Source organism: Pseudomonas sp. PSB11, from assembly GCF_014596605.1.
Lineage (GTDB): Bacteria > Pseudomonadota > Gammaproteobacteria > Pseudomonadales > Pseudomonadaceae > Aquipseudomonas > Aquipseudomonas umsongensis.
Genome location: NZ_NOIO01000003.1, coordinates 111,514 through 131,110 on the forward strand (window position 1 = coordinate 111,514; position 19,597 = coordinate 131,110).

At 59.9% G+C, this 19,597-nt stretch carries 16 protein-coding genes, 5 tRNA genes and 1 pseudogene; 15 read left to right on the plus strand and 7 right to left on the minus strand.

The window, feature by feature from the left end; genetic code table 11:
* The first annotated feature begins 200 nt into the window (after window positions 1–200).
* The gene (gene pyrF / locus CGA21_RS05490; protein ID WP_008051442.1) at window positions 201–899 is read left to right on the plus strand and encodes an orotidine-5'-phosphate decarboxylase; all 699 of its coding nucleotides are present in this window, start codon (window positions 201–203) and stop codon (window positions 897–899) included.
* Between the two features lie 100 nt (window positions 900–999).
* On the opposite strand, the gene CGA21_RS05495 is transcribed toward pyrF, so the two are convergent.
* Window positions 1,000–2,004 (minus strand): NADP-dependent oxidoreductase, encoded by a 1,005-nt coding sequence (locus CGA21_RS05495; RefSeq protein WP_110754177.1) that lies wholly within the window; start codon window positions 2,002–2,004, stop codon window positions 1,000–1,002.
* 235 nt (window positions 2,005–2,239) lie between these two features.
* Here CGA21_RS05495 and CGA21_RS05500 point away from each other — a divergent pair, with 235 nt between their 5' ends.
* The 3 genes and pseudogenes from CGA21_RS05500 (at window position 2,240) to CGA21_RS30320 (ending at window position 5,099) form a co-directional block, all read left to right on the plus strand.
* Window positions 2,240–3,001 carry an SDR family oxidoreductase gene (locus CGA21_RS05500; protein ID WP_179053723.1) on the plus strand — a complete coding sequence of 254 codons (762 nt, stop codon included), beginning with the start codon at window positions 2,240–2,242 and terminating at the stop codon, window positions 2,999–3,001.
* Between the two features lie 1,012 nt (window positions 3,002–4,013).
* Window positions 4,014–4,241: pseudogene (locus CGA21_RS30315) on the plus strand (HAMP domain-containing protein); the annotation flags it as partial.
* Window positions 4,236–5,099: a methyl-accepting chemotaxis protein gene (locus CGA21_RS30320; protein WP_411157058.1), complete on the plus strand. Its 864-nt coding sequence runs from the start codon at window positions 4,236–4,238 to the stop codon at window positions 5,097–5,099. The pseudogene CGA21_RS30315 and the gene CGA21_RS30320, both read left to right, overlap by 6 nt.
* 134 nt (window positions 5,100–5,233) lie before the next feature.
* Here CGA21_RS30320 and CGA21_RS05510 read toward each other — a convergent pair whose 3' ends face one another.
* Window positions 5,234–5,992, minus strand: coding sequence for a hypothetical protein (locus tag CGA21_RS05510; protein ID WP_177411676.1), 759 nt, complete (start codon window positions 5,990–5,992; stop codon window positions 5,234–5,236).
* Window positions 5,993–6,358: 366 nt separating this feature from the next.
* On the opposite strand from CGA21_RS05510, the gene CGA21_RS05515 reads away from it, so the two are divergent.
* The 5 genes from CGA21_RS05515 to CGA21_RS05535 all read left to right on the plus strand — a co-directional run bounded on the left by CGA21_RS05515 (window position 6,359) and on the right by CGA21_RS05535 (window position 6,924).
* A tRNA-Glu gene (locus tag CGA21_RS05515) sits at window positions 6,359–6,434 on the plus strand.
* A gap of 2 nt (window positions 6,435–6,436) precedes the next feature.
* A tRNA-Gly gene (locus tag CGA21_RS05520) sits at window positions 6,437–6,512 on the plus strand.
* A gap of 104 nt (window positions 6,513–6,616) precedes the next feature.
* Window positions 6,617–6,692, plus strand: a tRNA-Glu gene (locus tag CGA21_RS05525).
* Between the two features lie 3 nt (window positions 6,693–6,695).
* Window positions 6,696–6,771: transfer RNA gene (locus tag CGA21_RS05530), tRNA-Gly, on the plus strand.
* Between the two features lie 77 nt (window positions 6,772–6,848).
* Window positions 6,849–6,924: transfer RNA gene (locus CGA21_RS05535), tRNA-Gly, on the plus strand.
* 68 nt (window positions 6,925–6,992) lie between these two features.
* Here CGA21_RS05535 and CGA21_RS05540 read toward each other — a convergent pair.
* Together CGA21_RS05540 and CGA21_RS05545 are read right to left on the minus strand one after the other, a co-directional pair.
* Window positions 6,993–7,631, minus strand: coding sequence for a LysE family translocator (locus CGA21_RS05540; protein ID WP_188263743.1), 639 nt, complete (start codon window positions 7,629–7,631; stop codon window positions 6,993–6,995).
* A 25-nt stretch (window positions 7,632–7,656) separates the two neighbouring features.
* Window positions 7,657–8,283 (minus strand): alanyl-tRNA editing protein, encoded by a 627-nt coding sequence (locus CGA21_RS05545; protein WP_110754167.1) that lies wholly within the window; start codon window positions 8,281–8,283, stop codon window positions 7,657–7,659.
* Window positions 8,284–8,374: 91 nt separating this feature from the next.
* Here CGA21_RS05545 and CGA21_RS05550 point away from each other — a divergent pair, with 91 nt between their 5' ends.
* Complete coding sequence (locus tag CGA21_RS05550) at window positions 8,375–9,373, plus strand: LysR family transcriptional regulator (protein ID WP_110754164.1); 999 nt, start codon at window positions 8,375–8,377, stop codon at window positions 9,371–9,373.
* Window positions 9,374–9,506: 133 nt separating this feature from the next.
* Here CGA21_RS05550 and CGA21_RS05555 read toward each other — a convergent pair whose 3' ends face one another.
* Both CGA21_RS05555 and CGA21_RS05560 read right to left on the minus strand, forming a co-directional pair.
* Window positions 9,507–9,914 carry a PA2817 family protein gene (locus CGA21_RS05555; protein ID WP_110754162.1) on the minus strand — a complete coding sequence of 136 codons (408 nt, stop codon included), beginning with the start codon at window positions 9,912–9,914 and terminating at the stop codon, window positions 9,507–9,509.
* An 81-nt stretch (window positions 9,915–9,995) separates the two neighbouring features.
* On the minus strand, window positions 9,996–12,443 hold the full coding sequence (locus tag CGA21_RS05560; RefSeq protein ID WP_110754160.1) for an acyl-CoA dehydrogenase: 2,448 nt from the start codon (window positions 12,441–12,443) through the stop codon (window positions 9,996–9,998).
* A gap of 248 nt (window positions 12,444–12,691) precedes the next feature.
* On the opposite strand from CGA21_RS05560, the gene CGA21_RS05565 reads away from it, so the two are divergent.
* The 4 genes from CGA21_RS05565 (at window position 12,692) to CGA21_RS05580 (ending at window position 15,859) form a co-directional block, all read left to right on the plus strand.
* Window positions 12,692–13,351, plus strand: a complete 660-nt coding sequence (locus tag CGA21_RS05565; protein WP_188263744.1) for a transglutaminase-like domain-containing protein — start codon at window positions 12,692–12,694, stop codon at window positions 13,349–13,351.
* Between the two features lie 43 nt (window positions 13,352–13,394).
* Window positions 13,395–14,018: a glutathione S-transferase family protein gene (locus tag CGA21_RS05570; protein WP_110754156.1), complete on the plus strand. Its 624-nt coding sequence runs from the start codon at window positions 13,395–13,397 to the stop codon at window positions 14,016–14,018.
* Between the two features lie 132 nt (window positions 14,019–14,150).
* A complete protein-coding gene (locus tag CGA21_RS05575) occupies window positions 14,151–15,083 on the plus strand; it encodes an ABC transporter ATP-binding protein (protein ID WP_020799678.1) in 933 nt (310 codons plus the stop codon).
* Complete coding sequence (locus CGA21_RS05580; RefSeq protein ID WP_020799677.1) at window positions 15,080–15,859, plus strand: ABC transporter permease; 780 nt, start codon at window positions 15,080–15,082, stop codon at window positions 15,857–15,859. The genes CGA21_RS05575 and CGA21_RS05580 overlap by 4 nt, the downstream gene beginning before the upstream one ends.
* Window positions 15,860–16,664: 805 nt before the next feature.
* On the opposite strand, the gene CGA21_RS05585 is transcribed toward CGA21_RS05580, so the two are convergent.
* Entirely contained in the window at window positions 16,665–17,180 is a 516-nt protein-coding gene (locus tag CGA21_RS05585) for a DUF2062 domain-containing protein (RefSeq protein ID WP_033044086.1), read from the minus strand.
* Window positions 17,181–17,316: 136 nt separating this feature from the next.
* Here CGA21_RS05585 and CGA21_RS05590 point away from each other — a divergent pair, with 136 nt between their 5' ends.
* Window positions 17,317–19,551, plus strand: coding sequence for a DNA internalization-related competence protein ComEC/Rec2 (locus CGA21_RS05590; protein ID WP_188263745.1), 2,235 nt, complete (start codon window positions 17,317–17,319; stop codon window positions 19,549–19,551).
* Window positions 19,552–19,597: the final 46 nt, after the last annotated feature.

Below are 19,597 nucleotides of genomic sequence, written 5' to 3' on the forward strand. Positions count from 1 at the left end.
GAGCCGAGGACGTAAAGCGGTTGCCGAGGGTAGCGGAGAAGGATGTTGGGGGCGTGTCGTGACTGTACCGAACTCGACACAATTGCCGCAGAGGCTAGTCTTGGCGCAGCGATCTCGACGATTTACCGATCATCGGGTCCCGCAGGGCCATTGGTTCCGCTACAATGCGCGCCGATTTCGACTTGCCTGAGAGCCCACTCATGTCCGCCTGCCAGACTCCTATCATCGTCGCCCTGGATTTCCCTACCCGTGACGCCGCACTGAAGCTGGCCGATCAATTGGACCCGAAACTGTGCCGGGTCAAAGTCGGTAAAGAACTGTTCACCAGCTGCGCCTCGGAAATCGTCGGCACCCTGCGTGACAAGGGTTTCGAAGTGTTCCTGGACCTCAAGTTCCACGACATCCCCAACACCACGGCCATGGCCGTCAAGGCCGCGGCGGAAATGGGCGTGTGGATGGTCAACGTTCACTGCTCCGGTGGCCTGCGCATGATGGCGGCTTGTCGCGAAGTGCTGGACCAGCGCACCGGGCCAAAACCGCTGCTGATCGGGGTGACGGTGTTGACCAGCATGGAGCGTGAGGATCTGGCGGGTATCGGTCTGGACATCGAGCCGCAAGAGCAGGTTCTGCGCTTGGCCGCCTTGGCGGAAAAAGCCGGTATGGATGGCCTGGTGTGCTCGGCCCTGGAAGCCCAGGCGCTGAAATCGGCGCACCCGTCGCTGCAACTGGTGACCCCTGGGATTCGCCCGGCGGGCAGCGCCCAGGACGATCAACGCCGTATCCTGACTCCGCGCCAGGCGCTGGATGCCGGTTCCGATTACCTGGTGATCGGCCGCCCGATCAGCCAGGCCGCAGACCCGGCCAAGGCACTGGCTTCTGTAGTGGCTGAGCTTGCCTGAATACCTGTAGGAGCCGGCTTGCCGGCGAATGCACCACCGCGGTTCACCTGAATAACCGCGGTGCCTGCATCGCTGGCAAGCCAGCTCCTACAGAACAGCGTCAGACTTTCAGCACCAACTTGCCGAAATTCTCCCCGCTGAACAACTTCATCAGCGTCTCCGGGAAGGTCTCCAGGCCTTCGACGATGTCTTCCTTGCTCTTGAGCTGCCCCTTGGCGATCCAGCCAGCCATTTCCTGTCCGGCGGCGGCGAATTGCGCGGCGTAGTCCATCACCACAAAACCTTCCATGCGTGCGCGGTTGACCAGCAGTGACAGATAGTTGGCCGGGCCCTTGACCGCTTCCTTGTTGTTGTACTGGCTGATGGCGCCACAGATCACCACCCTTGCCTTGAAGTTCAAGCGGCTCAATACCGCGTCGAGGATATCGCCGCCCACGTTATCGAAAAACACGTCCACGCCTTTGGGGCACTCGCGCTTGAGGCCGGCAACGACATCTTCATTCTTGTAGTCAATGGCGCCGTCAAAACCCAGCTCGTCGATGAGGAACCTGCACTTGTCCGCGCCGCCAGCGATACCGACTACCCTACAGCCCTTGATCTTGGCAATCTGCCCGGCAATGCTGCCCACCGCACCGGCAGCGCCCGACAGTACGACGGTATCGCCGGCCTTGGGCGCACCCACGTCAAGCAACGCGAAGTAAGCGGTCATACCGGTCATGCCCAGTGCGGATAAATAGCGCGGTAGCGGCGCCAGTTGCGGATCGACCTTATAGAACCCGCGCGGCTCACCCAGGAAATAATCCTGTACGCCGAGGGCGCCGTTGACGTAGTCGCCCACCGCAAAGCCGGGGTTGTTTGAAGCGATGACTTTGCCCACGCCCAACGCGCGCATCACTTCGCCAAGACCGACCGGCGGGATGTAGGACTTGCCTTCGTTCATCCAGCCGCGCATGGCCGGGTCCAGGGACAGGTATTCGTTCTTGACCAGGATCTGGCCTGCAGCCGGTTCGCCGACCGGTACTTCCTGATAAGTGAATGTTTCCCGGGTCGCGGCACCCACTGGGCGTTTGGCGAGCAGAAATTGGCGATTGGTCTGGGACGTCATGGCAGGCACTCAGGATGAATGAAACCTTGTTGATAGACCCTCGAGGTCGATGCCGCAAGTTCGGCTGATCCGGCGAATACGGTCTTATCCAGTACAGTGATAGTTGGTACGGTAGTTCCATCACTGCCACTCATGGGGACTCAACCGGCCTTTTGATAGTGCTGCCGGGCCATGGGGGCTGTGGCTATGCTGGGAACTCGCGATCCCCCGCAAACTACTCTTCGAGGACAGCACAATGAGCATGACGTTTTCCGGCCAGGTGGCAGTGGTGACAGGCGCGGCAGCCGGCATCGGCCGAGCCACTGCCCAGGCGTTTGCCGCCGAAGGCTTGAAGGTGGTGGTGGCCGACCTGGACACAGCGGGCGGCGAGGGCACGGTCGCGCTGATCCGTACGGCTGGCGGTGAAGCGACCTTCGTGCGGTGCAACGTGACAGTGGAAAGCGATGTAAAGAACCTGATGGATGAAGTGGTCAATACCTACGGCCGTCTCGACTATGCGTTCAACAATGCCGGTATCGAGATCGAAAAAGGCAAGCTGGCCGAAGGTACGGTCGAGGAGTTCGACGCCATCATGGGCGTCAACGTCAAGGGCGTCTGGTTGTGCATGAAATACCAATTGCCTTTGTTGCTGGCCCAGGGCGGCGGTGCAATCGTCAATACCGCGTCAGTGGCAGGTCTCGGGGCTGCGCCGAAGATGAGCATCTACGCGGCGTCCAAGCACGCTGTCATCGGCCTGACCAAATCGGCCGCGATTGAATACGCCAAGAAAAAAATCCGCGTCAATGCCGTGTGCCCGGCGGTGATCGACACCGACATGTTCCGCCGTGCTTATGAGGCAGACCCGAAGAAGGGCGAGTTCGCCAATGCGATGCACCCGGTCGGCCGCATCGGCAAGGTCGAGGAAATCGCCAGCGCGGTGCTGTACCTGTGCAGTGATGGTGCGGCGTTCACCACCGGGCATTCATTGGCCGTGGATGGCGGGGTTACGGCGTTTTGATAGCGGATCGACCTCCAGCGTTCTGAAAACGACGCGGGCGTAGCTTTTTGCCATTATTCAGGCGCCAGAGTCTTGTGTTGATACGGGGCCGTTGCGACTCTGCCGTAACGATAATGGCGGGGGACTGAGTGCAATGAATTCGGCCGTGCAAGGACGTTTTGCCAACCTCGGTATGGCAAAAAAACTGGGTATAGGGTTTGCGCTGGTGTTGCTGCTGACGGCCCTGGTGGCGGCGATCGGTGTATGGTCGCTGCAAACCATCAGCCATCGCTTCGATGGGCTCAAGCAGATGTCTTCGCTCAACAGCGGTTTGCTCAAGGTGCGACTGCTGGAGCAGGAATATGCCTTGCATGGCAGCTCGAAAACCGTCGATGCCCTGCACGCAGGCGTTGACGGCCTGATCGCCCTGGCAAACCAGCTCAAGTCAGCATCGGCGGCCAATGTACCGGTCATGAATGATGTCGAGCAGTCCCTGGGGGCTTACCGCAAGGCGTTTGACGAGTTCGTCTCGCTCAGCCAGGCCAAGGACCTGGCGCTGGAAATGGCCAGTTGGTCGGTGTCCAGCGTGGCCAACAATCTCGACATCCTGCAAGCCGGGCTCGCCGATGATGGCGCTTACACGCTGAAGGAAACCGAAGGCAAGGACGGGGCCGCGTTCATCGAGCAAGCCAGTCAGGTCAGCCAGGTTTCGCGGTTGATGTTGCAAGCCATGAACGAAGCACACGTGCGTCTGGCCCAGAGCCGCAAGGGCGACGACAGCGCCGGGCAGGGCAAGATCGAGCAGGCCAGTCAGGCGCTGGCCCAGGCCGAGCAACTCAAGACCACGGTCAAGGATGAGGGCTACCAGACGGTCCTCAATGAAGTCACCGGCCATATCGCCAGTTTCAGCGACAAGCTCGCTGAGTACACCGGCCTGCTGGAGCAGGAAAAAACCGTCTACCAACAATTGCACCAACGCGCTGCCCAAGTGGTGGAGCGGGTGGATCAGGCCTATGTCGCCGAAGACCAGTCGATGCAGGTGCAACTGAAAAACAACTCGCTACTGATACTCGGCTCTTCGGTGCTGGCCTTGCTGGTCGGCTTGATTGCAGCGTGGGTGATTACCCGCTTGATCGTGGCGCCGCTGCGCTCTGTGATTCGTGTGGCGCAGCAGATCGCTGCAGGGGACCTGAGTGCGAAGGTCGAGGTGACCCGCCGTGACGAGATCGGTCAGTTGATGCAGGCCATGCAGCAGATGGGCGCAGGGCTGAGCCAGATCGTCAGCGGTTTGCAGGCGGGCATCGAGCAGTTGGCCACTTCAGCGCAATCCTTGTCTGCCGTGACTGAGCAGACCAACCTCGAAGTCAGCAGCCAGAAGGAAGAAACCGAACAGGTTGCCACGGCCATGAACCAGATGACCGCCACCGTGCACGACGTTGCGCGTAACGCCGAAGAGGCCGCGCTGGCGGCGCAAACGGCGGATGGCAAGGTTGAAAGCGGGCAGCAGGTGGTGCGCCAGAGTATGGTGCGGATCGAGCAACTGGCGGATTCCGCAACGTCGGCCAGTTCAAGTATCGAAAGCCTAAGCGCGGAAATCCAGAACATCGGCACGGTGCTCGGCGTTATCAAGAGCGTGGCGGAACAGACCAACCTGTTGGCCCTGAACGCGGCCATCGAAGCAGCCCGGGCGGGCGAGCAGGGCAGGGGGTTTGCGGTGGTGGCCGATGAAGTGCGGGCCCTGGCCAAACGCACCCAGCAATCGACCGAAGAGATCGAGCGACTGGTCAGCGCCTTGCGCGCGGCGGCGCAGGCCTCGGTGCAGCAGATACAAAGCAGCGGTGAGTTGGTGAAGCTGGCCGTCAGCGATGCACTGCAGACCGAGAGTGCGCTGGGGAGTATCGCGGCGGCCGTGTCCTTGATTCAGCAGATGAACCAGCAGATCGCCGCTGCTGCCGAGGAGCAGAGTTCGGTGGCCGAGGAAATCAATCGCAGCGTCACGAGCATTCGAGCGAGTGCGGACCAGTCTTCGCTGGCGATGCAGGGCAACGCGGCGTCGAGTATCGAGCTGGCGCAGTTGGGGGTTGAGTTGAAGGGGATGGTGGGGCATTTCAGGCTTTAATGCTGGCCTGACAGCCGCTAAAAGATCGCAGCCTGCGGCAGCTCCTACTGGATCACATTTCATGTGGGAGCTGCCGCAGGCTGCGGTCTTTTGATCTTCGTGTGTATTACTGCTTTTTTACGTTCGTTCTGTGATCAGTCGTAGATCACTTTCTTCTTCCAGTCCGCATCCGCCTCGACGTCCTTCAGGCCTTCGGTCAATTGGTTGACGTCACCTTCTACCGGAGCGATACGGTCCATGACCTGGTCGTTGGCGCGGGCCAGGAGTTTTTCCAGGTATTCCAGTTGTTCGGCGTAGACCTGGGGTTCCTGTTGTTTGCGCAGGTACTGCACGCCGCGTTCGAACGCCAGTCGCGCTTGGCCGGGCTGGTTCTGCTGCAGGGAATGCTGGCCGAGGTTGTTGAAAAACTCGATGTGCAGCAGCACAAGGATATGGCGCACTTGACGAATCCAGCCCTTGGCTTCATTGGGTGGCAAAAAACCATCCTGGGCAGCGCGGGTGATTTGGCCGTGCAGGGCTTCGAGCAGGAAACGCACGTCCTTGGCCTTGGCCTCGGTCTGGATCGGTGCCGGCGGGTTGTTGACTGGAATTGATTCGCCCTGGCCGACCAGAGCCTCCAGTTCAGTAATCCGTGCCTTGAGGTTGGCGCTGGTCTTTTCCAGGTTCAGCAGGCGTTGGCAAACATTCAGTTCCAGGCGCGTCAGCAACAGTTTCAGCGCTGGCGTCATCAACTGGCCGGGAAACGTCTCGGTGATCTCCCCACAGCGACGCAGTCGATCATTGAGTTCAACCTTGGTGCGGGCCCTTTCCAGCTTATTGTTTTCCACCACATGGTTGATGTAGCCAATGGCGATCAAGAGTGCAATCCCGGCTACGACGAGCAGGGTGATCATGAGTGGTGTCACCGGTAAGACCTCTTTATAGGGTTTGCATGCGAGTGAAGTGGCCTGGCCTTCAGGCGCCTGGCTCGGCGTGGCTGAAGGTTTATCGGCCGCGGTCCGCGTATATAAATGCTGGCACTCTGAAGCATATTGCCATCACTCATGGCGTCGACTATAACGTCTTGGCGAGTGTCAGAATATAGGCGCCAGACCCCAGGCGACAGAAAAGCCGGGAGGGGTCGCAAAGCAGCGCGAAGTCATTGATTTAAATAAATTTATAACAGGGGGTTGACGACCTCTCAATCCATCCATAGAATGCGCGCCACTTGCAGCGTAAAGCGAACAGCGAAACGAAGCAGGGAGTGAATGTTGTAGTGTGTCCCCTTCGTCTAGTGGCCTAGGACACCGCCCTTTCACGGCGGTAACAGGGGTTCGAGTCCCCTAGGGGACGCCAATGCGGGAATAGCTCAGTTGGTAGAGCACGACCTTGCCAAGGTCGGGGTCGCGAGTTCGAGTCTCGTTTCCCGCTCCATTTTTAAACAGTATTGCCTTCGGGCGGTACTGAGTGAAACCAGAACCAAGTCTTAGGATGCGGATCTGGGCACCGAAACACACACCATGTGTTCCGGGCAGCGTGTCCCCTTCGTCTAGTGGCCTAGGACACCGCCCTTTCACGGCGGTAACAGGGGTTCGAGTCCCCTAGGGGACGCCATTTGCGGGAATAGCTCAGTTGGTAGAGCACGACCTTGCCAAGGTCGGGGTCGCGAGTTCGAGTCTCGTTTCCCGCTCCATATTTAACGAGAATGCCGCTCATTGAGCGGCGTTTTTGTTTGAAACAAGTGTTTGAGTCCCCCAGGGGATGCCATTTGCGGGAATAGCTCAGTTGGTAGAGCACGACCTTGCCAAGGTCGGGGTCGCGAGTTCGAGTCTCGTTTCCCGCTCCATATTTAACAAAAACGCCGCTCATTGAGCGGCGTTTTTGTTTGTGCGCGATTCAGGTGCTGACGCTGTTTTACATCGACAGGATCAACCGCCCGGCGAACAGAATCAGGACCACCCCCATGCTGCGTTCGAACCAGTGTCCCATGCGCATGAACAGCAACCTGACCCGGCTGCTTGAAAAGAACAAGGCAACGATCACAAACCACAGGGCATTCACAAGGCACATCCATGCACCGTATAGCGCCTGAATCTTCAGGGGTGTTGCGGCGCTGATGATTGTGGTGAAGATCGCCAGGAAGAACAGGGTGGCCTTGGGATTGGTGGCGTTGGTCAGAAAACCTGTCGTGAACGCCTTCAGCAGCGTTTGCTCGACGGCGGGCTGATCCGTCGGCTGATCACCTTCCAATACGGATTTCGGCCGGCTGCGAACCAGGCTGACACCCAGATAAAGAATGTAGGCTCCCCCCACGACCTTGGCCACCGTCAATAGCCAGGGCGTGGTATGCATCAGCGCTCCGACTCCGAGCAAGGTATACAGCACGTGCACGGAAATCCCCACGCCGATTCCCAGTGCCGTGCAGATGCCAACCATTCGGCCGAAACGCACACTCTGGCGAATCGTCACGGCGAAATCCGGTCCGGGTGCGACCACGGCCAGAAAGTGAATCGTCGCCAATGCCAGGAATTCGCCCAGGTAATTAGAAAGCATCTCAACTCCAGAAGGTCGGGGGGACTCAGTCCACGAGGTAGTGGACGGACAACGTGCCTTTCTTTTGGGAAAGCGACGTGATCGTGACCGAGCCCAAATCCTTCAGGCTACGTACGTGTGTGCCGCCGCAGCCATAGGCGGGCAGTTCGCCAAAACTGATTTCCCGGGCGCCTTCGCGCAGCGACGTCAGGCGCGGCAGGTCATGGGCGATCCACTGTTCGAGGCCGTTTTGCACGGTCTGCGCGTCTACGTCCTGCGCCGATTCTGACGGTTTGAATTGCACCCGCCCTTCACCGGGCCAGTGATGCGCCTTGATCGGCATCCAGCCCATGGCCTGGACGAAGTGTCCAATCAGATGGCCGGCTGAATGCATGCGCGTATTGATCTGGCGAGGTTGTTCATCCACCCGAATCAAGGTCATGCCAAGGTTGATCGGCTGATCGACGAAATGGACGATCCGGTCTGGGTCCTGGACTACGCGTAGTACCCGGCTGTCGCCAATCCAGCCCGTATCACAAGGTTGCCCGCCGCCCTGAGGGTGAAACAAGGTTGCGCGCAGCACCACGGCAAATTCGCTCTCGTGAGGTGCGCAGTTCAGGACTTCCACATTGGCCTTGAGGTCATCACTATGGAAAAAGAGGCGAAGCGTCATATTCCATGCTCGTATTCAAATTTCTATTTTTTATTATATGAAGCGCGGTTTAGCGTGATAATCCGTTCAAACATCAAAGGACTGTTGCGTTGTGAGCATAAATCTTCCACTGCCGTTGCTGGGTGAAATGGCGATTTTCGTCAAGGTCGTCGAAACCGGCAGTTTCTCCGAAGCCGCACGCCAGTTGGGCTCTTCGCCCTCGGCTGTCAGTCGCAGTATTTCGCGTCTGGAAAAGGCCCTGGCCACTCGCCTGCTGCAACGGACCACACGCAAGTTACGGTTGAGCGATGGTGGCGAGGAGGTCTTCAAGCACTGTCAGGAAATGGTCAACGCCGCCCGGTCAGTGATGGAAATCAGTGGCCAGTTCACCGACGAGCCCGAAGGGGTGGTGCGCCTCAGCGTGCCGAAAGCGGTCGGTCGAATTGTGATTCACCCGCATATGCCGGAGTTTTTGCGCCGTTACCCCAAGGTGGATGTGGAGCTGTTGCTTGAGGATCGTCAGGTGGATTTGATCGACGATCACGTCGACCTGGCGATTCGCATCACCGACCGGCCGCCAGCGGGGTTGGTGGGGCGACAGCTGCTGAGCATCGACCATTTACTCTGCGCCACCCCTCAATACCTGGCTGAGCACGGTACGCCGACTCACCCCCATGACCTGCTCAACCACAGTTGCATCTACTTGGGCGAAACCCCGAGCGATGCGCGCTGGAAGTTCAAGAAGGGCAGCAAATCCGTAACCGTCGGGGTGCGCGGGCGATATGCCGCCAATCACACAGGCGTACGTTTTGGCGCGGTACTGCAGCACATCGGCATCGGCAGCCTGCCGTACTTCACCGCGCGTCGTGCCTTGGAGAAGGGATTGATGGTGCAAGTGTTGCCGGACTGGACTTTCCTGGCGTCCTACCACGGAGGTGCGTGGTTGCTGTACTCGCCCACGCGATACCTGCCACCGAAGCTACGAGTGTTGATCGATTACCTGGTGGAGTGCCTGGAGAAGGAGCCGACATTGGGCAAGCCGGGCAAGTCGAGCAGTTCGAATATTGCGGTTTCGGAGTATGAGCTGCCCGAAAGTGAGGGGTTGTTCTGAGGAAAGATCAAAAGATCGCAGCCTTCGGCAGCTCCTACAGGGTGTACGTGATTTCCATGTAGGAGCTGCCGAAGGCTGCGATCTTTTGATCCTGAAAAAAGGCCCGCATGTTCAACCATGCGGGCCTTTTGCATCAGTGCTTACTGTCTTGATTGGACAAGGACAGCAGCTGTTTTTCCTGGTTCCAGTCGAAAGGCTCGTCATTCTGTTCGGCTTCGAAACGACGTTCTTCCAGTGCCTGGTACAGGTCGATTTCATCATCGGGCATGTAATGCAGGCAGTCACCGGCGAAGTACCAAAGCAGGTCGCGTGGCACCAGGTGGGCGATTTGCGGGTAGCGGGCGATGACCTGGCACAGGATGTCCTGGCCCAGGTATTGGCTTTCGATCGGGTCGACCGGCAGCAGTGCAAGCAGTTCGTCGAAGCGCTCCAGGAACAAGGCATGGCTTTCGTCGGGAACCTGTTCGGCCTCACCTACGGCGACCAGGATGCTGCGCAGATGGTCGAGCAAAACGAGATGATCGGCAACGATGTTGGACACGAGATTAGTCCTCAAGAGCAAAACGGGCGCGGGAGTATAAAGCCCCCGCGCGCATTTTCCCATGATGGTGCGCTGGATGGATCAGCGGACCTTGCCATCGGTCAGTGCTATTTCCTCTTTGTCGAAAGCATCGACATCGATCACTTTGCGACGTGCCACTTCGGCCTCGCGTAGCGTGTGTGCTTCCAACGGTTGCAGCACGCCGGCTTCCAGTGCGGCATCGATGACATTTTCTCCAGCGACCGGTTTGACCTGGCCGCTCTTGAGCGCCACATGCAGTTTTTTACGCATGGGTAGCGCGGCGTTCAACTGATCGCAGGTGTGCTGCAGGACGCCAACAGGGTCTTCGACCGATTGCGGGCGATAGCAACCCAGCAGCACTTCCTCCAGGGCCGGATCCCCCTTGGCGCGGCCAATCACGGCGGCGACTTCGGCGCCGAGTTTGTCCGACGGCCCTTTGTGGCGACGCCCGAACGGGAACACGATCACCCGCAGCAGGCAGGCCAGCACCTTGCTCGGAAAGTTGTTCAGCAATTCATCCATGGCCCGCTCGCCGTGACCGAGGCTTTCCTCCATGGCCCAGGTAAACAGCGGCTTCATGTATTCCGGCGAGTCGAGGTCGTTGTAGCGCTTGAGCGCGGCGCTGGCCAGATACAGGTTGCTCAGCACATCACCCAATCGTGCCGACAGGCGTTCGCGCCGTTTCAGTTCGCCGCCGAGCAGCATCATGCTGAGGTCTGCGAGCAGGGCGAATGCGGCTGCCTGACGGTTCAGCGCGCGGAAATAACCCTGGCTGAGCTTGTCGCCCGGTACGTGCTCCAGGTGCCCGAAACCGAGGTTCAGCACCAGCGTGCTGGCGGCGTTGCCTACGGCAAAGCCGATGTGCTTGAGCAGCAGGCCATCGAACTCGGTGAGTGCCTGATCCTTGTCCTCCCGAGTGGCCAGGGCCATTTCCTTGAGCACGAAGGGGTGGCAGCGAATCGCGCCCTGGCCGAAGATCATCAGGTTGCGCGAAAGAATGTTCGCGCCTTCCACGGTAATGAAGATCGGTGCGCCGTTCCATTTGCGGCCCAGGTAGTTGTTCGGCCCCATGATGATCGCCTTGCCGCCGTGTACATCCATCGCCTGGCTGATGCACTCGCGGCCACGCTCGGTGAGGTGGTACTTGAGAATCGCCGACAGTACCGACGGTTTCTCGCCGAGGTCCACCGCGTTGGCAGTCAGCATCCGCGCGGCGTCCATCATCCAGGCATTGCCGCCGATGCGCGCCATGGCTTCCTGGATGCCTTCGAAAGCGCCAATCGGCACGTTGAACTGCTCGCGAATCTGCGCGTACTGGCCGGTCACCAGGCTGGTGAACTTGGCCATGCCGGTGCCCACTGCCGGCAAGGAAATCGAACGCCCGACGGACAGGCAATTCATCAGCATCATCCAGCCCTTGCCGAGCATTTCCTGGCCACCGATCAGGTAATCGAGCGGCACGAACACGTCCTTGCCGGAGTTCGGACCGTTCATGAACGCCGCCCCCAGGGGCAGGTGACGGCGGCCGATTTCCACGCCGGGCAGATCGGTTGGAATTAGTGCCAGGCTGATACCCAGGTCTTCCTCTTCACCCAGCAGGTGGTCCGGGTCGTACGCCTTGAACGCCAGGCCGAGCAGGGTGGCGACCGGGCCCAGGGTGATGTAGCGCTTTTCCCAATTGAGGCGTAGGCCGAGGGTTTCCTTGCCTTCCCATTCGCCTTTGCAGATCACCCCGGTGTCAGGCATGCCGCCCGCGTCCGAGCCCGCGAGAGGGCCGGTCAGTGCAAAACAGGGAATTTCGTCGCCGCGCGCCAGGCGTGGCAGGTAATGGTTACGTTGCTCGTCGGTGCCGTAGTGCAGCAACAGTTCGGCCGGGCCGAGGGAGTTGGGGACCATCACGGTAGACGCCAGATCGCCGCTGTGACTGGCCAGTTTCATCGCCACTTGCGAGTGGGCGTAGGCCGAGAACCCCTTGCCGCCAAACTCTTTGGGAATGATCAGGGCAAAAAAGCCGTTGTCCTTGATGTAAGTCCAGGCCTCGGCCGGCAAGTCCATGGTTTGACCGAGCTGCCAGTCGCTGACCATGGCACAGAGCTCTTCGGTCGGACCGTCGATGAAAGCCTGTTCTTCCTCGTTCAGTTGCACCTTGGGATAGGAGAGCAGTTTGTTCCAGTCCGGACGACCGCTGAACAGCTCGCCGTCCCACCACACCGTACCGGCTTCGATGGCGTCGCGTTCGGTGTCCGACATCGGCGGCAGGGTTTTCTGAAACCAGTTGAACATCGGTGCGCTGAAGAATTTGCGGCGCAGGTCAGGCAATAGCAGAGGCGCCGCCACGGCGGCGGTGAGCACCCAGAAAATCAACAGCAGCCAGCCCGGTGCGCGGCTGAATGCGCCCATTGCCAGCAGAAAGACAGCCACGATGCCCAGGGCAGGCAGCGGCGCGATGCGACGATGGGCTAAATAAGCTATCCCGACAACCAGAACCAGTATCCACAACAGCAGCATATTTAATCCTCCGTGAACCCAGGGCGAACCAACCCACAGAGCTTAGACGGCATCCGCGAAACGGGCTGGTCAGAGCGAGGTGATTGAAATCGTGGGAAACCCTGGATGATTGTGTAGGCCTTAGGTGTGACAGACCGTGAAAAATCGTTCATTGAGCGGGCGGCAAAGCGCCCATGTTTGGCCGAAACGTCGTTATCTCTGTGCTTAACCTCTCGCTAGACTCGGGGCTTGCCCTGGAGATTGCCCGCATGCACGAGTATCTGAGCCCCGGCCGCTTCATCGATAGTGACCACCCTTGCGTGGTGGAGTTCGCCGAAAAACATCGTGGTGCCAGTCGCGACCCGCTCGAGCAAGCGATTCAGCTCTATTACGCCGTGCGCGAGGCGGTGCGCTACAACCCGTACACCTTCAGCCGTGACCCACAGACCTTGCGTGGCAGTTATGCGCTGGCGAGCGGGGAGAGTTATTGCGTGCCCAAAGCCACGCTGCTGGCCGGTGCCGCGCGGCACTGCGGGATTGCTGCACGCATCGGTCTGGCGGACGTGCGCAATCATCTGTCGACCCCGCGCCTGCTCAAATTGCTCAAGAGCGACGTGTTCGCCATGCACGGCTACACCGAGCTCTATTTGAATGGTCGTTGGGTCAAGGCCACTCCGGCGTTCAACCAGGGCCTGTGCGACTTATTCAATGTGGCGCCGCTGGAATTCGACGGGATCAATGACAGCGTATTTCATCCCTTCAATCGCGACGGTGAGAAGCTGATGGAGTACCTGATCGACCACGGCCAGTTCACCGACGTGCCGGAAAAGTTCTTCTTCGAACACCTTGAAAAGTGCTATCCGCACCTGTTCGGCGAGCATCTTTCGCCGCTACTTGGAGACATGCGAAGCGATTTGAGTCGCGCCTGATCCGGCGTATGCTGCCTGCGCATTCATCCATAAAGAGGCGGTCATGCTGAAGATCTGGGGTCGGAAAAATTCATCGAATGTCAGAAAACCATTGTGGGCCGCCGAGGAATTGGGCCTGGCCTATGAAGCCATTGATGCGGGCGGTGCCTTTGGTGTTGTCGATACGCCCGAGTACCGTGCCATGAACCCCAATGGCCGCGTGCCGGTGATTGAAGACGATGGATTCGTGTTGTGGGAATCCAACGCCATCGTCCGCTACCTGATGGCCAGGCATGCGCCGAACACTCCGTGGTATCCGTCAGATCTGCAAGCGCGGGCCAGCGCCGAGAAGTGGATGGACTGGACCACTTCGAGTTTGGCAGGACCGTTCCGTACGGTGTTCTGGGGCGTAATGCGCACCCCGGCCGATCAACAGGACTGGCCTGCGATCCAGGCTGCAATCAAGGAATGCGAAGCGCTGCTGGCGATGGCCGATCAGGCGCTGGCGAGCCAGCCATACCTGTCCGGTGACGAGATCGGCATGGGCGACATTCCCCTGGGGAGTTTCATTTATGCCTGGTTCGAGATGCCGATCGAACGCTCGCCGCAGCCCCATCTGCAGGCCTGGTACGCACGGTTGAAAGAGCGTCCGGCGTATCGCAAGGCAGTCATGACCGCGTTGACTTAATACTCACTATCGACACACTTGACTGTACTTGTGCGGCGGCGACAAGCACCATTGCACTGATGCGCCGCGGTTGCATTGCTCGCCGCCCGCCCATATCTGTCCCTTTCTTCCCTTCTTGGTGCGTAATCCGATATGAGTTCCGCTCTGTCCATCCGGCAGCTAACCAAAACCTACGGCAACGGTTTCCAGGCCTTGAGTGGTATCGATCTGGATGTCGCCGAAGGTGACTTCTTCGCCTTGCTCGGCCCCAACGGCGCCGGCAAATCCACGACCATCGGCATTCTTTCGACCCTGGTGAACAAGACCAGCGGCACGGTGAATATCTTCGGCCACGACCTGGACAAGAACCCGGCGGCGCTCAAGCGCTGCATCGGCGTCGTACCCCAGGAGTTCAACTTCAACCAGTTCGAAAAGACCTTCGACATCGTCGTGACCCAGGCGGGTTACTACGGCATCCCGGCGAAAGTTGCCAAGGAACGCGCCGAGCAATACCTGACCCAGCTTGGCCTGTGGGACAAGCGCGATGTGCCGTCGCGTTCGCTGTCCGGCGGCATGAAGCGTCGCCTGATGATCGCCCGTGCGCTGGTCCACGAACCGCGCCTGCTGATCCTCGACGAACCGACTGCCGGAGTGGACATCGAACTGCGCCGCTCGATGTGGACCTTCCTTACCGAGCTGAACAAGAAAGGCATCACCATCATCCTCACCACGCACTATCTGGAAGAGGCTGAGCAGTTGTGTCGCAATATCGGCATCATCGATCACGGCACCATCGTCGAGAACACCAGCATGAAACAGTTGCTCGGCCAGCTGCACGTCGAGACTTTCCTGCTGGATCTGAAGGGCAGCGTAAGCGCGCCGCCACAGTTGATCGGCTATCCGTCACGCTTGCTCGATGCCCACACCCTGGAAGTCCAGGTGGACAAAAGCATGGGCATCACTGCGCTGTTCACTCAGCTCGCCCAACAGAACATTGAAGTGCTGAGCCTGCGTAACAAAACCAATCGCCTCGAGGAGTTGTTCGTGTCCCTGGTGGAGAAAAATCTGTCGAAGGTGGCGGTATGAGTTCCGAGCTGCAGCCCAACCTCGTTGCCCTCAATACCATCGTTTACCGTGAGGTCCGGCGCTTTACCCGGATCTGGCCGCAGACCCTGCTGCCGCCGGCGATCACCATGGTTCTGTACTTCGTGATCTTCGGCAACCTGATCGGTCGACAAATCGGCGATATGGGTGGCTTCACTTACATGGAGTACATCGTGCCGGGCCTGATCATGATGTCGGTGATCACCAACTCCTACGGCAACGTGGTATCGAGTTTCTTCGGCAGCAAATTCCAGCGCTCCATCGAAGAATTGATGGTGTCACCGGTGTCGCCGCACACCATCTTGATCGGCTACACCCTCGGCGGCGTACTGCGCGGCTTGATGGTCGGGATCATCGTGACGCTGTTGTCGCTGTTCTTCACCGATCTGCAGGTGCATCACCTGGGCGTAACCATTCTGGTGGTGGTGCTGACGGCGACGATCTTCTCGCTGCTGGGCTTCATCAATGCCGTGTTTGCGCGCAACTTCGACGACATCTCGATCATCCCGACGTTTGTGCTGACGCCCTTGACCTACCTGGGCGGGGTGTTCTACTCGATCTCGTTGCTGCCGCCGTTCTGGCAGACGGTGTCCCTGGCCAACCCGGTGCTGCATATGGTCAATGCGTTCCGTTACGGCATTCTCGGGGTGTCGGATATCCGGATCAGCATTGCGATTACGTTCATGGTGGTGGCGACGATCGTGCTGTACATCGGTTGTGCGCGGCTGCTGGTGAGTGGGCGGGGGATGCGTACTTAAGATTTTCAAACGATGGCGGCCTGGCAGCCGACCTATTGATTGTTGACGGAGTACATATCCATTCCTGCGGTAACGGCCACTTAGGGTTTCGCTCTTACAGCGAGTCACTTGGAAGAGCCCCAAGTAACCAAGGGCTCTTGCCCCCGGCGTTCGGTGCCTCGCTCCGGTCCTGCTCCGTGGGTCGCCGCGATGGGCCATCCATGGCCCAGCGCGGCTAAACCGGAATCCATGCCGGTTTACCCACTGCGCAGAACCTCCACTCGGCCTCTCGATGGGGCAAGAAAATCAAAAGCCAGATCAAGATCAAACGCGAAAGCGAGGCGGCCTTAAAGCCGACCTGATTTTGCGGGTGTACCCCCCCGTAGGAGCCAGCGGTGCGGCGATCCGACTTGCCGGCGAAGAACGATAACGCGGTACAACAGACACACCGCAGCGCCTGATTCGCCGGCAAGCGTGGCTCCTACAAGGGATTGGGGTGCCTGGAAAAGATCAGGTCGGCTGTAAGGCCGCCTCGCTTTTGTTTTTGATCTGGGCGCCCCGTTAACCACGATGGCCGAACGCAGGCATTGCGCAGAGGGTAAACCGGCAGGACGCCGGTTTAGCCGCGCTGGGCCAGGGACGGCCCATCGCGGCGACCCACGGAGCAATGCCGGAGTGAGGGCATGCCGAGCCCAAGCGAGGCACCGAGTGGTGGGGCAAGAGCGCTTTGGTTACTTTCGCGCTTTTCGAAAGTGACTCGCCGTAAGGGCGAAACCATAAGCAGTCGTTACCGCAGCAACGGATATGCACACGATCAACCGGCCTCTCACATCCGACTTCGCTTACGCCGCCGCCACTGCCGCGCCACCCACCAGCGCCAATACATCATCACCAGGCAATAAGCCAACGCCCCAAGCACAACGCCTACCACCACCGACCCCAGCAAAAATGGCTGCCACAGGGTCGATAGTTCACCGCTGATCCATTCCCAGGTCAGCTCGTCCGGCAGATGCCGTGCTGGAACATCCATCAACCAGGCACCGGTCTGATAAGTACAGAAGAAGACCGCCGGCATGGTGATCGGGTTGGTCAACCAGACCAGGCTGACCGCAATCGGCATGTTGCCGCGCACGATGATCGCGAGAACCGCAGCGACCAGCATCTGCATCGGAATCGGCAGGAATGCCGCGAACAAGCCGACTGCCATGGCCCGGGCGACGGAATGGCGATTGAGGTGCCAGAGGTTCGGGTCATGCAGCAGGGTGCCAAGAAAGCGTAAGGACTTGTGTTCCCTGATGCTGGTCGGGTCTGGCATGTAGCGTTTGAATAAGCGCCGGGGCATAAGGCTTCTCGGTCGATCAAGGTGGCAAGTATGTCTGGATTCCATGAGGCACCCATTCAGACTTTGTGACAATTGTTAACGACGGACGTGCGTCGGGCCGACTATGCCTAGGGACTGGACTCTCAAGGACGGGCTTATGCGCACAGGGATGATGGCGCTGGCGTTGGGCTTGCTGGCCTTGCGTTTTTTACCGGTGTTACCGCCGGTCTGGTTGTGGTTGTTGATGCCGGTGGCAGGCTTGATGTTGCTGCCGTTCAGGGCGTATCCGGCTGCGTTTTTCCTGTTCGGCTTGAGTTGGGCCTGTGCCCATGCCCAATGGGCCCTGGATGATCGGCTGTCGCCGGCCCTCGACGGGGAAACCCGTTGGGTCGAAGGGCGGGTCACCGGGCTGCCACAGAATGGTGAGGGGGTGGTGCGTTTCGAACTGACTGACAGTCGGTCACGCCGTACCGTCCTGCCGCGACAGTTGCGTCTGGCCTGGTATGACGGCCCGCCGGTAAACAGCGGCGAACGCTGGCGGCTCGCGGTCAAGCTGAAGCGACCCGTGGGGTTGCTCAATCCGCATGCCTTCGACTATGAGGCTTGGTTGTTGGCGCAACGCATCGGTGCGACCGGGACGGTCAAGGCCGGGGAGCGGCTTGCGCCCGCCCGGTGGGCCTGGCGCGACGGTATCCGCCAGAGGCTGCAGGCCGTGGACGCGCAAGGTCAAACTGGCGTGCTGGTGGCGCTGGTGCTGGGAGACGGCGCGGGGCTCAGCCGCGAAGACTGGCAGGTGTTGCAAGACACTGGCACCGTGCACCTGTTGGTGATTTCCGGGCAGCACGTCGGCTTGTTGGCGGGACTGGTTTATCTGTTGATCGCCGGGCTTGCCCGTTACGGCTTGTGGCCAGCCCGTCTACCATGGTTGCCCTGGGCCTGCAGCCTGGCTTTCGTGGCCGCCCTTGGCTATGGGCTGTTGGCTGGCTTCGAAGTGCCGGTCCGCCGAGCCTGCCTGATGATCGGCCTGGTGCTGCTATGGCGCCTGCGTTTTCGCCACCTGGGTGCCTGGTGGCCACTGTTGCTGGCGCTCAATGGCGTCTTGCTGATGGACCCGTTGGCGAGTCTGCAACCGGGGTTCTGGCTGTCCTTCGCGGCGGTGGCGGTGCTGATCTTCACGTTCGGTGGGCGCCTGGGGCCTTGGCCATGGTGGCAAACCTGGACCCGTGCCCAGTGGCTGATCGCTATTGGCCTTGGACCGTTTTTGCTGGTCCTGGGATTGCCGATCAGCCTTAGCGGGCCGCTGGTCAATCTGCTGGCGGTACCCTGGATCAGCCTGGTGGTGCTGCCCCCTGCGTTGCTCGGGACACTTTTGCTGCCGGTGCCCTACGTCGGCGAGTGGCTGCTGTGGCTGGCGGGCGGCTTGATAGATTGGCTGTTCACCGGGTTGGCATTGGTCGCCGGCAAGCTTCCCGCCTGGGTGCCCGCGGCCATCCCGCTATGGGTCTGGGCTATCGGCACGCTGGGCGCCTTTTTGTTGCTGCTGCCGCGCGGCGTGCCGATGCGACCGTTAGGCTGGCCCATGCTGCTACTGCTGGTTTTTCCGCCACGGCCGATCCTGCCCGAAGGCATCGCCGAGGTCTGGCAACTGGATGTGGGCCAAGGACTGGCGATCATGGTGCGCACGCGTCATCACACGCTGTTGTATGACGCCGGTCCGCGTTTGCGCGGTCTTGACCAGGGGGAACGGGTGGTCTTGCCCGCGCTGCGCAAGTTGGGTGTGAAGGCGATCGACCTGATGTTGATCAGCCATGCCCATGCCGATCATGCCGGTGGCGCCCAGGCAGTGGCCAATGGATTGCCGGTGAAACGGGTGCTCAGTGGCGAACCAGCCGACCTGCCTGGCGAGTTGCAGGCCGAGGGCTGTGAGAGCGGTCGGCAATGGACGTGGGACGGGGTCAACTTTCAACTGTGGCACTGGCCACAGGCCAGGGACAGCAACCAGAACTCCTGTGTGTTGCAGATCGAAGCCAATGGCGAGCGATTGCTGCTCAGCGGTGACATCGACACCCACGCCGAGCGCGCGTTGCTCGCCAGCCCATTGGCCGTGCCTACCGACTGGTTGCAGTCACCGCACCACGGTAGTCGCAGTTCGTCGTCGACGGCGCTGCTCAACGTTTTGCAGCCCAAGGCGGCACTGATTTCCCGTGGACAGGGCAACTCCTTCGGCCATCCTCATCCGGTGGTGATCGAACGCTATCGACATCGCGCGATGGACATCTACGACAGTGCGCAGCAAGGCGCCGTTCATCTGCAACTGGGGCGTTTCGAACCCCCGCGCGCGATGCGTCAAGAACGGCGCTTCTGGCGCGATCCGCCACCTTCGGGGAAATGACCTTGGGTGATCAAAGGCCGACCGGATGCGACATCACAGTCTTCGG

Excerpts from the sequence above, each read along its gene's own strand:
- pyrF (WP_008051442.1), top strand. The coding sequence starts at position 201 with ATGTCCGCCTGCCAGACTCCTATCATCGTCGCCCTGGATTTCCCTACC.
- CGA21_RS05495 (WP_110754177.1), bottom strand. The coding sequence starts at position 2,004 with ATGACGTCCCAGACCAATCGCCAATTTCTGCTCGCCAAACGCCCAGTG.
- CGA21_RS05500 (WP_179053723.1), top strand. The coding sequence starts at position 2,240 with ATGAGCATGACGTTTTCCGGCCAGGTGGCAGTGGTGACAGGCGCGGCA.
- CGA21_RS30320 (WP_411157058.1), top strand. The coding sequence starts at position 4,236 with ATGGGCGCAGGGCTGAGCCAGATCGTCAGCGGTTTGCAGGCGGGCATC.
- CGA21_RS05510 (WP_177411676.1), bottom strand. The coding sequence starts at position 5,992 with ATGATCACCCTGCTCGTCGTAGCCGGGATTGCACTCTTGATCGCCATT.
- CGA21_RS05540 (WP_188263743.1), bottom strand. The coding sequence starts at position 7,631 with ATGCTTTCTAATTACCTGGGCGAATTCCTGGCATTGGCGACGATTCAC.
- CGA21_RS05545 (WP_110754167.1), bottom strand. The coding sequence starts at position 8,283 with ATGACGCTTCGCCTCTTTTTCCATAGTGATGACCTCAAGGCCAATGTG.
- CGA21_RS05560 (WP_110754160.1), bottom strand. The coding sequence starts at position 12,443 with ATGCTGCTGTTGTGGATACTGGTTCTGGTTGTCGGGATAGCTTATTTA.
- CGA21_RS05565 (WP_188263744.1), top strand. The coding sequence starts at position 12,692 with ATGCACGAGTATCTGAGCCCCGGCCGCTTCATCGATAGTGACCACCCT.
- CGA21_RS05570 (WP_110754156.1), top strand. The coding sequence starts at position 13,395 with ATGCTGAAGATCTGGGGTCGGAAAAATTCATCGAATGTCAGAAAACCA.
- CGA21_RS05575 (WP_020799678.1), top strand. The coding sequence starts at position 14,151 with ATGAGTTCCGCTCTGTCCATCCGGCAGCTAACCAAAACCTACGGCAAC.
- CGA21_RS05580 (WP_020799677.1), top strand. The coding sequence starts at position 15,080 with ATGAGTTCCGAGCTGCAGCCCAACCTCGTTGCCCTCAATACCATCGTT.
- CGA21_RS05585 (WP_033044086.1), bottom strand. The coding sequence starts at position 17,180 with ATGCCCCGGCGCTTATTCAAACGCTACATGCCAGACCCGACCAGCATC.
- CGA21_RS05590 (WP_188263745.1), top strand. The coding sequence starts at position 17,317 with ATGCGCACAGGGATGATGGCGCTGGCGTTGGGCTTGCTGGCCTTGCGT.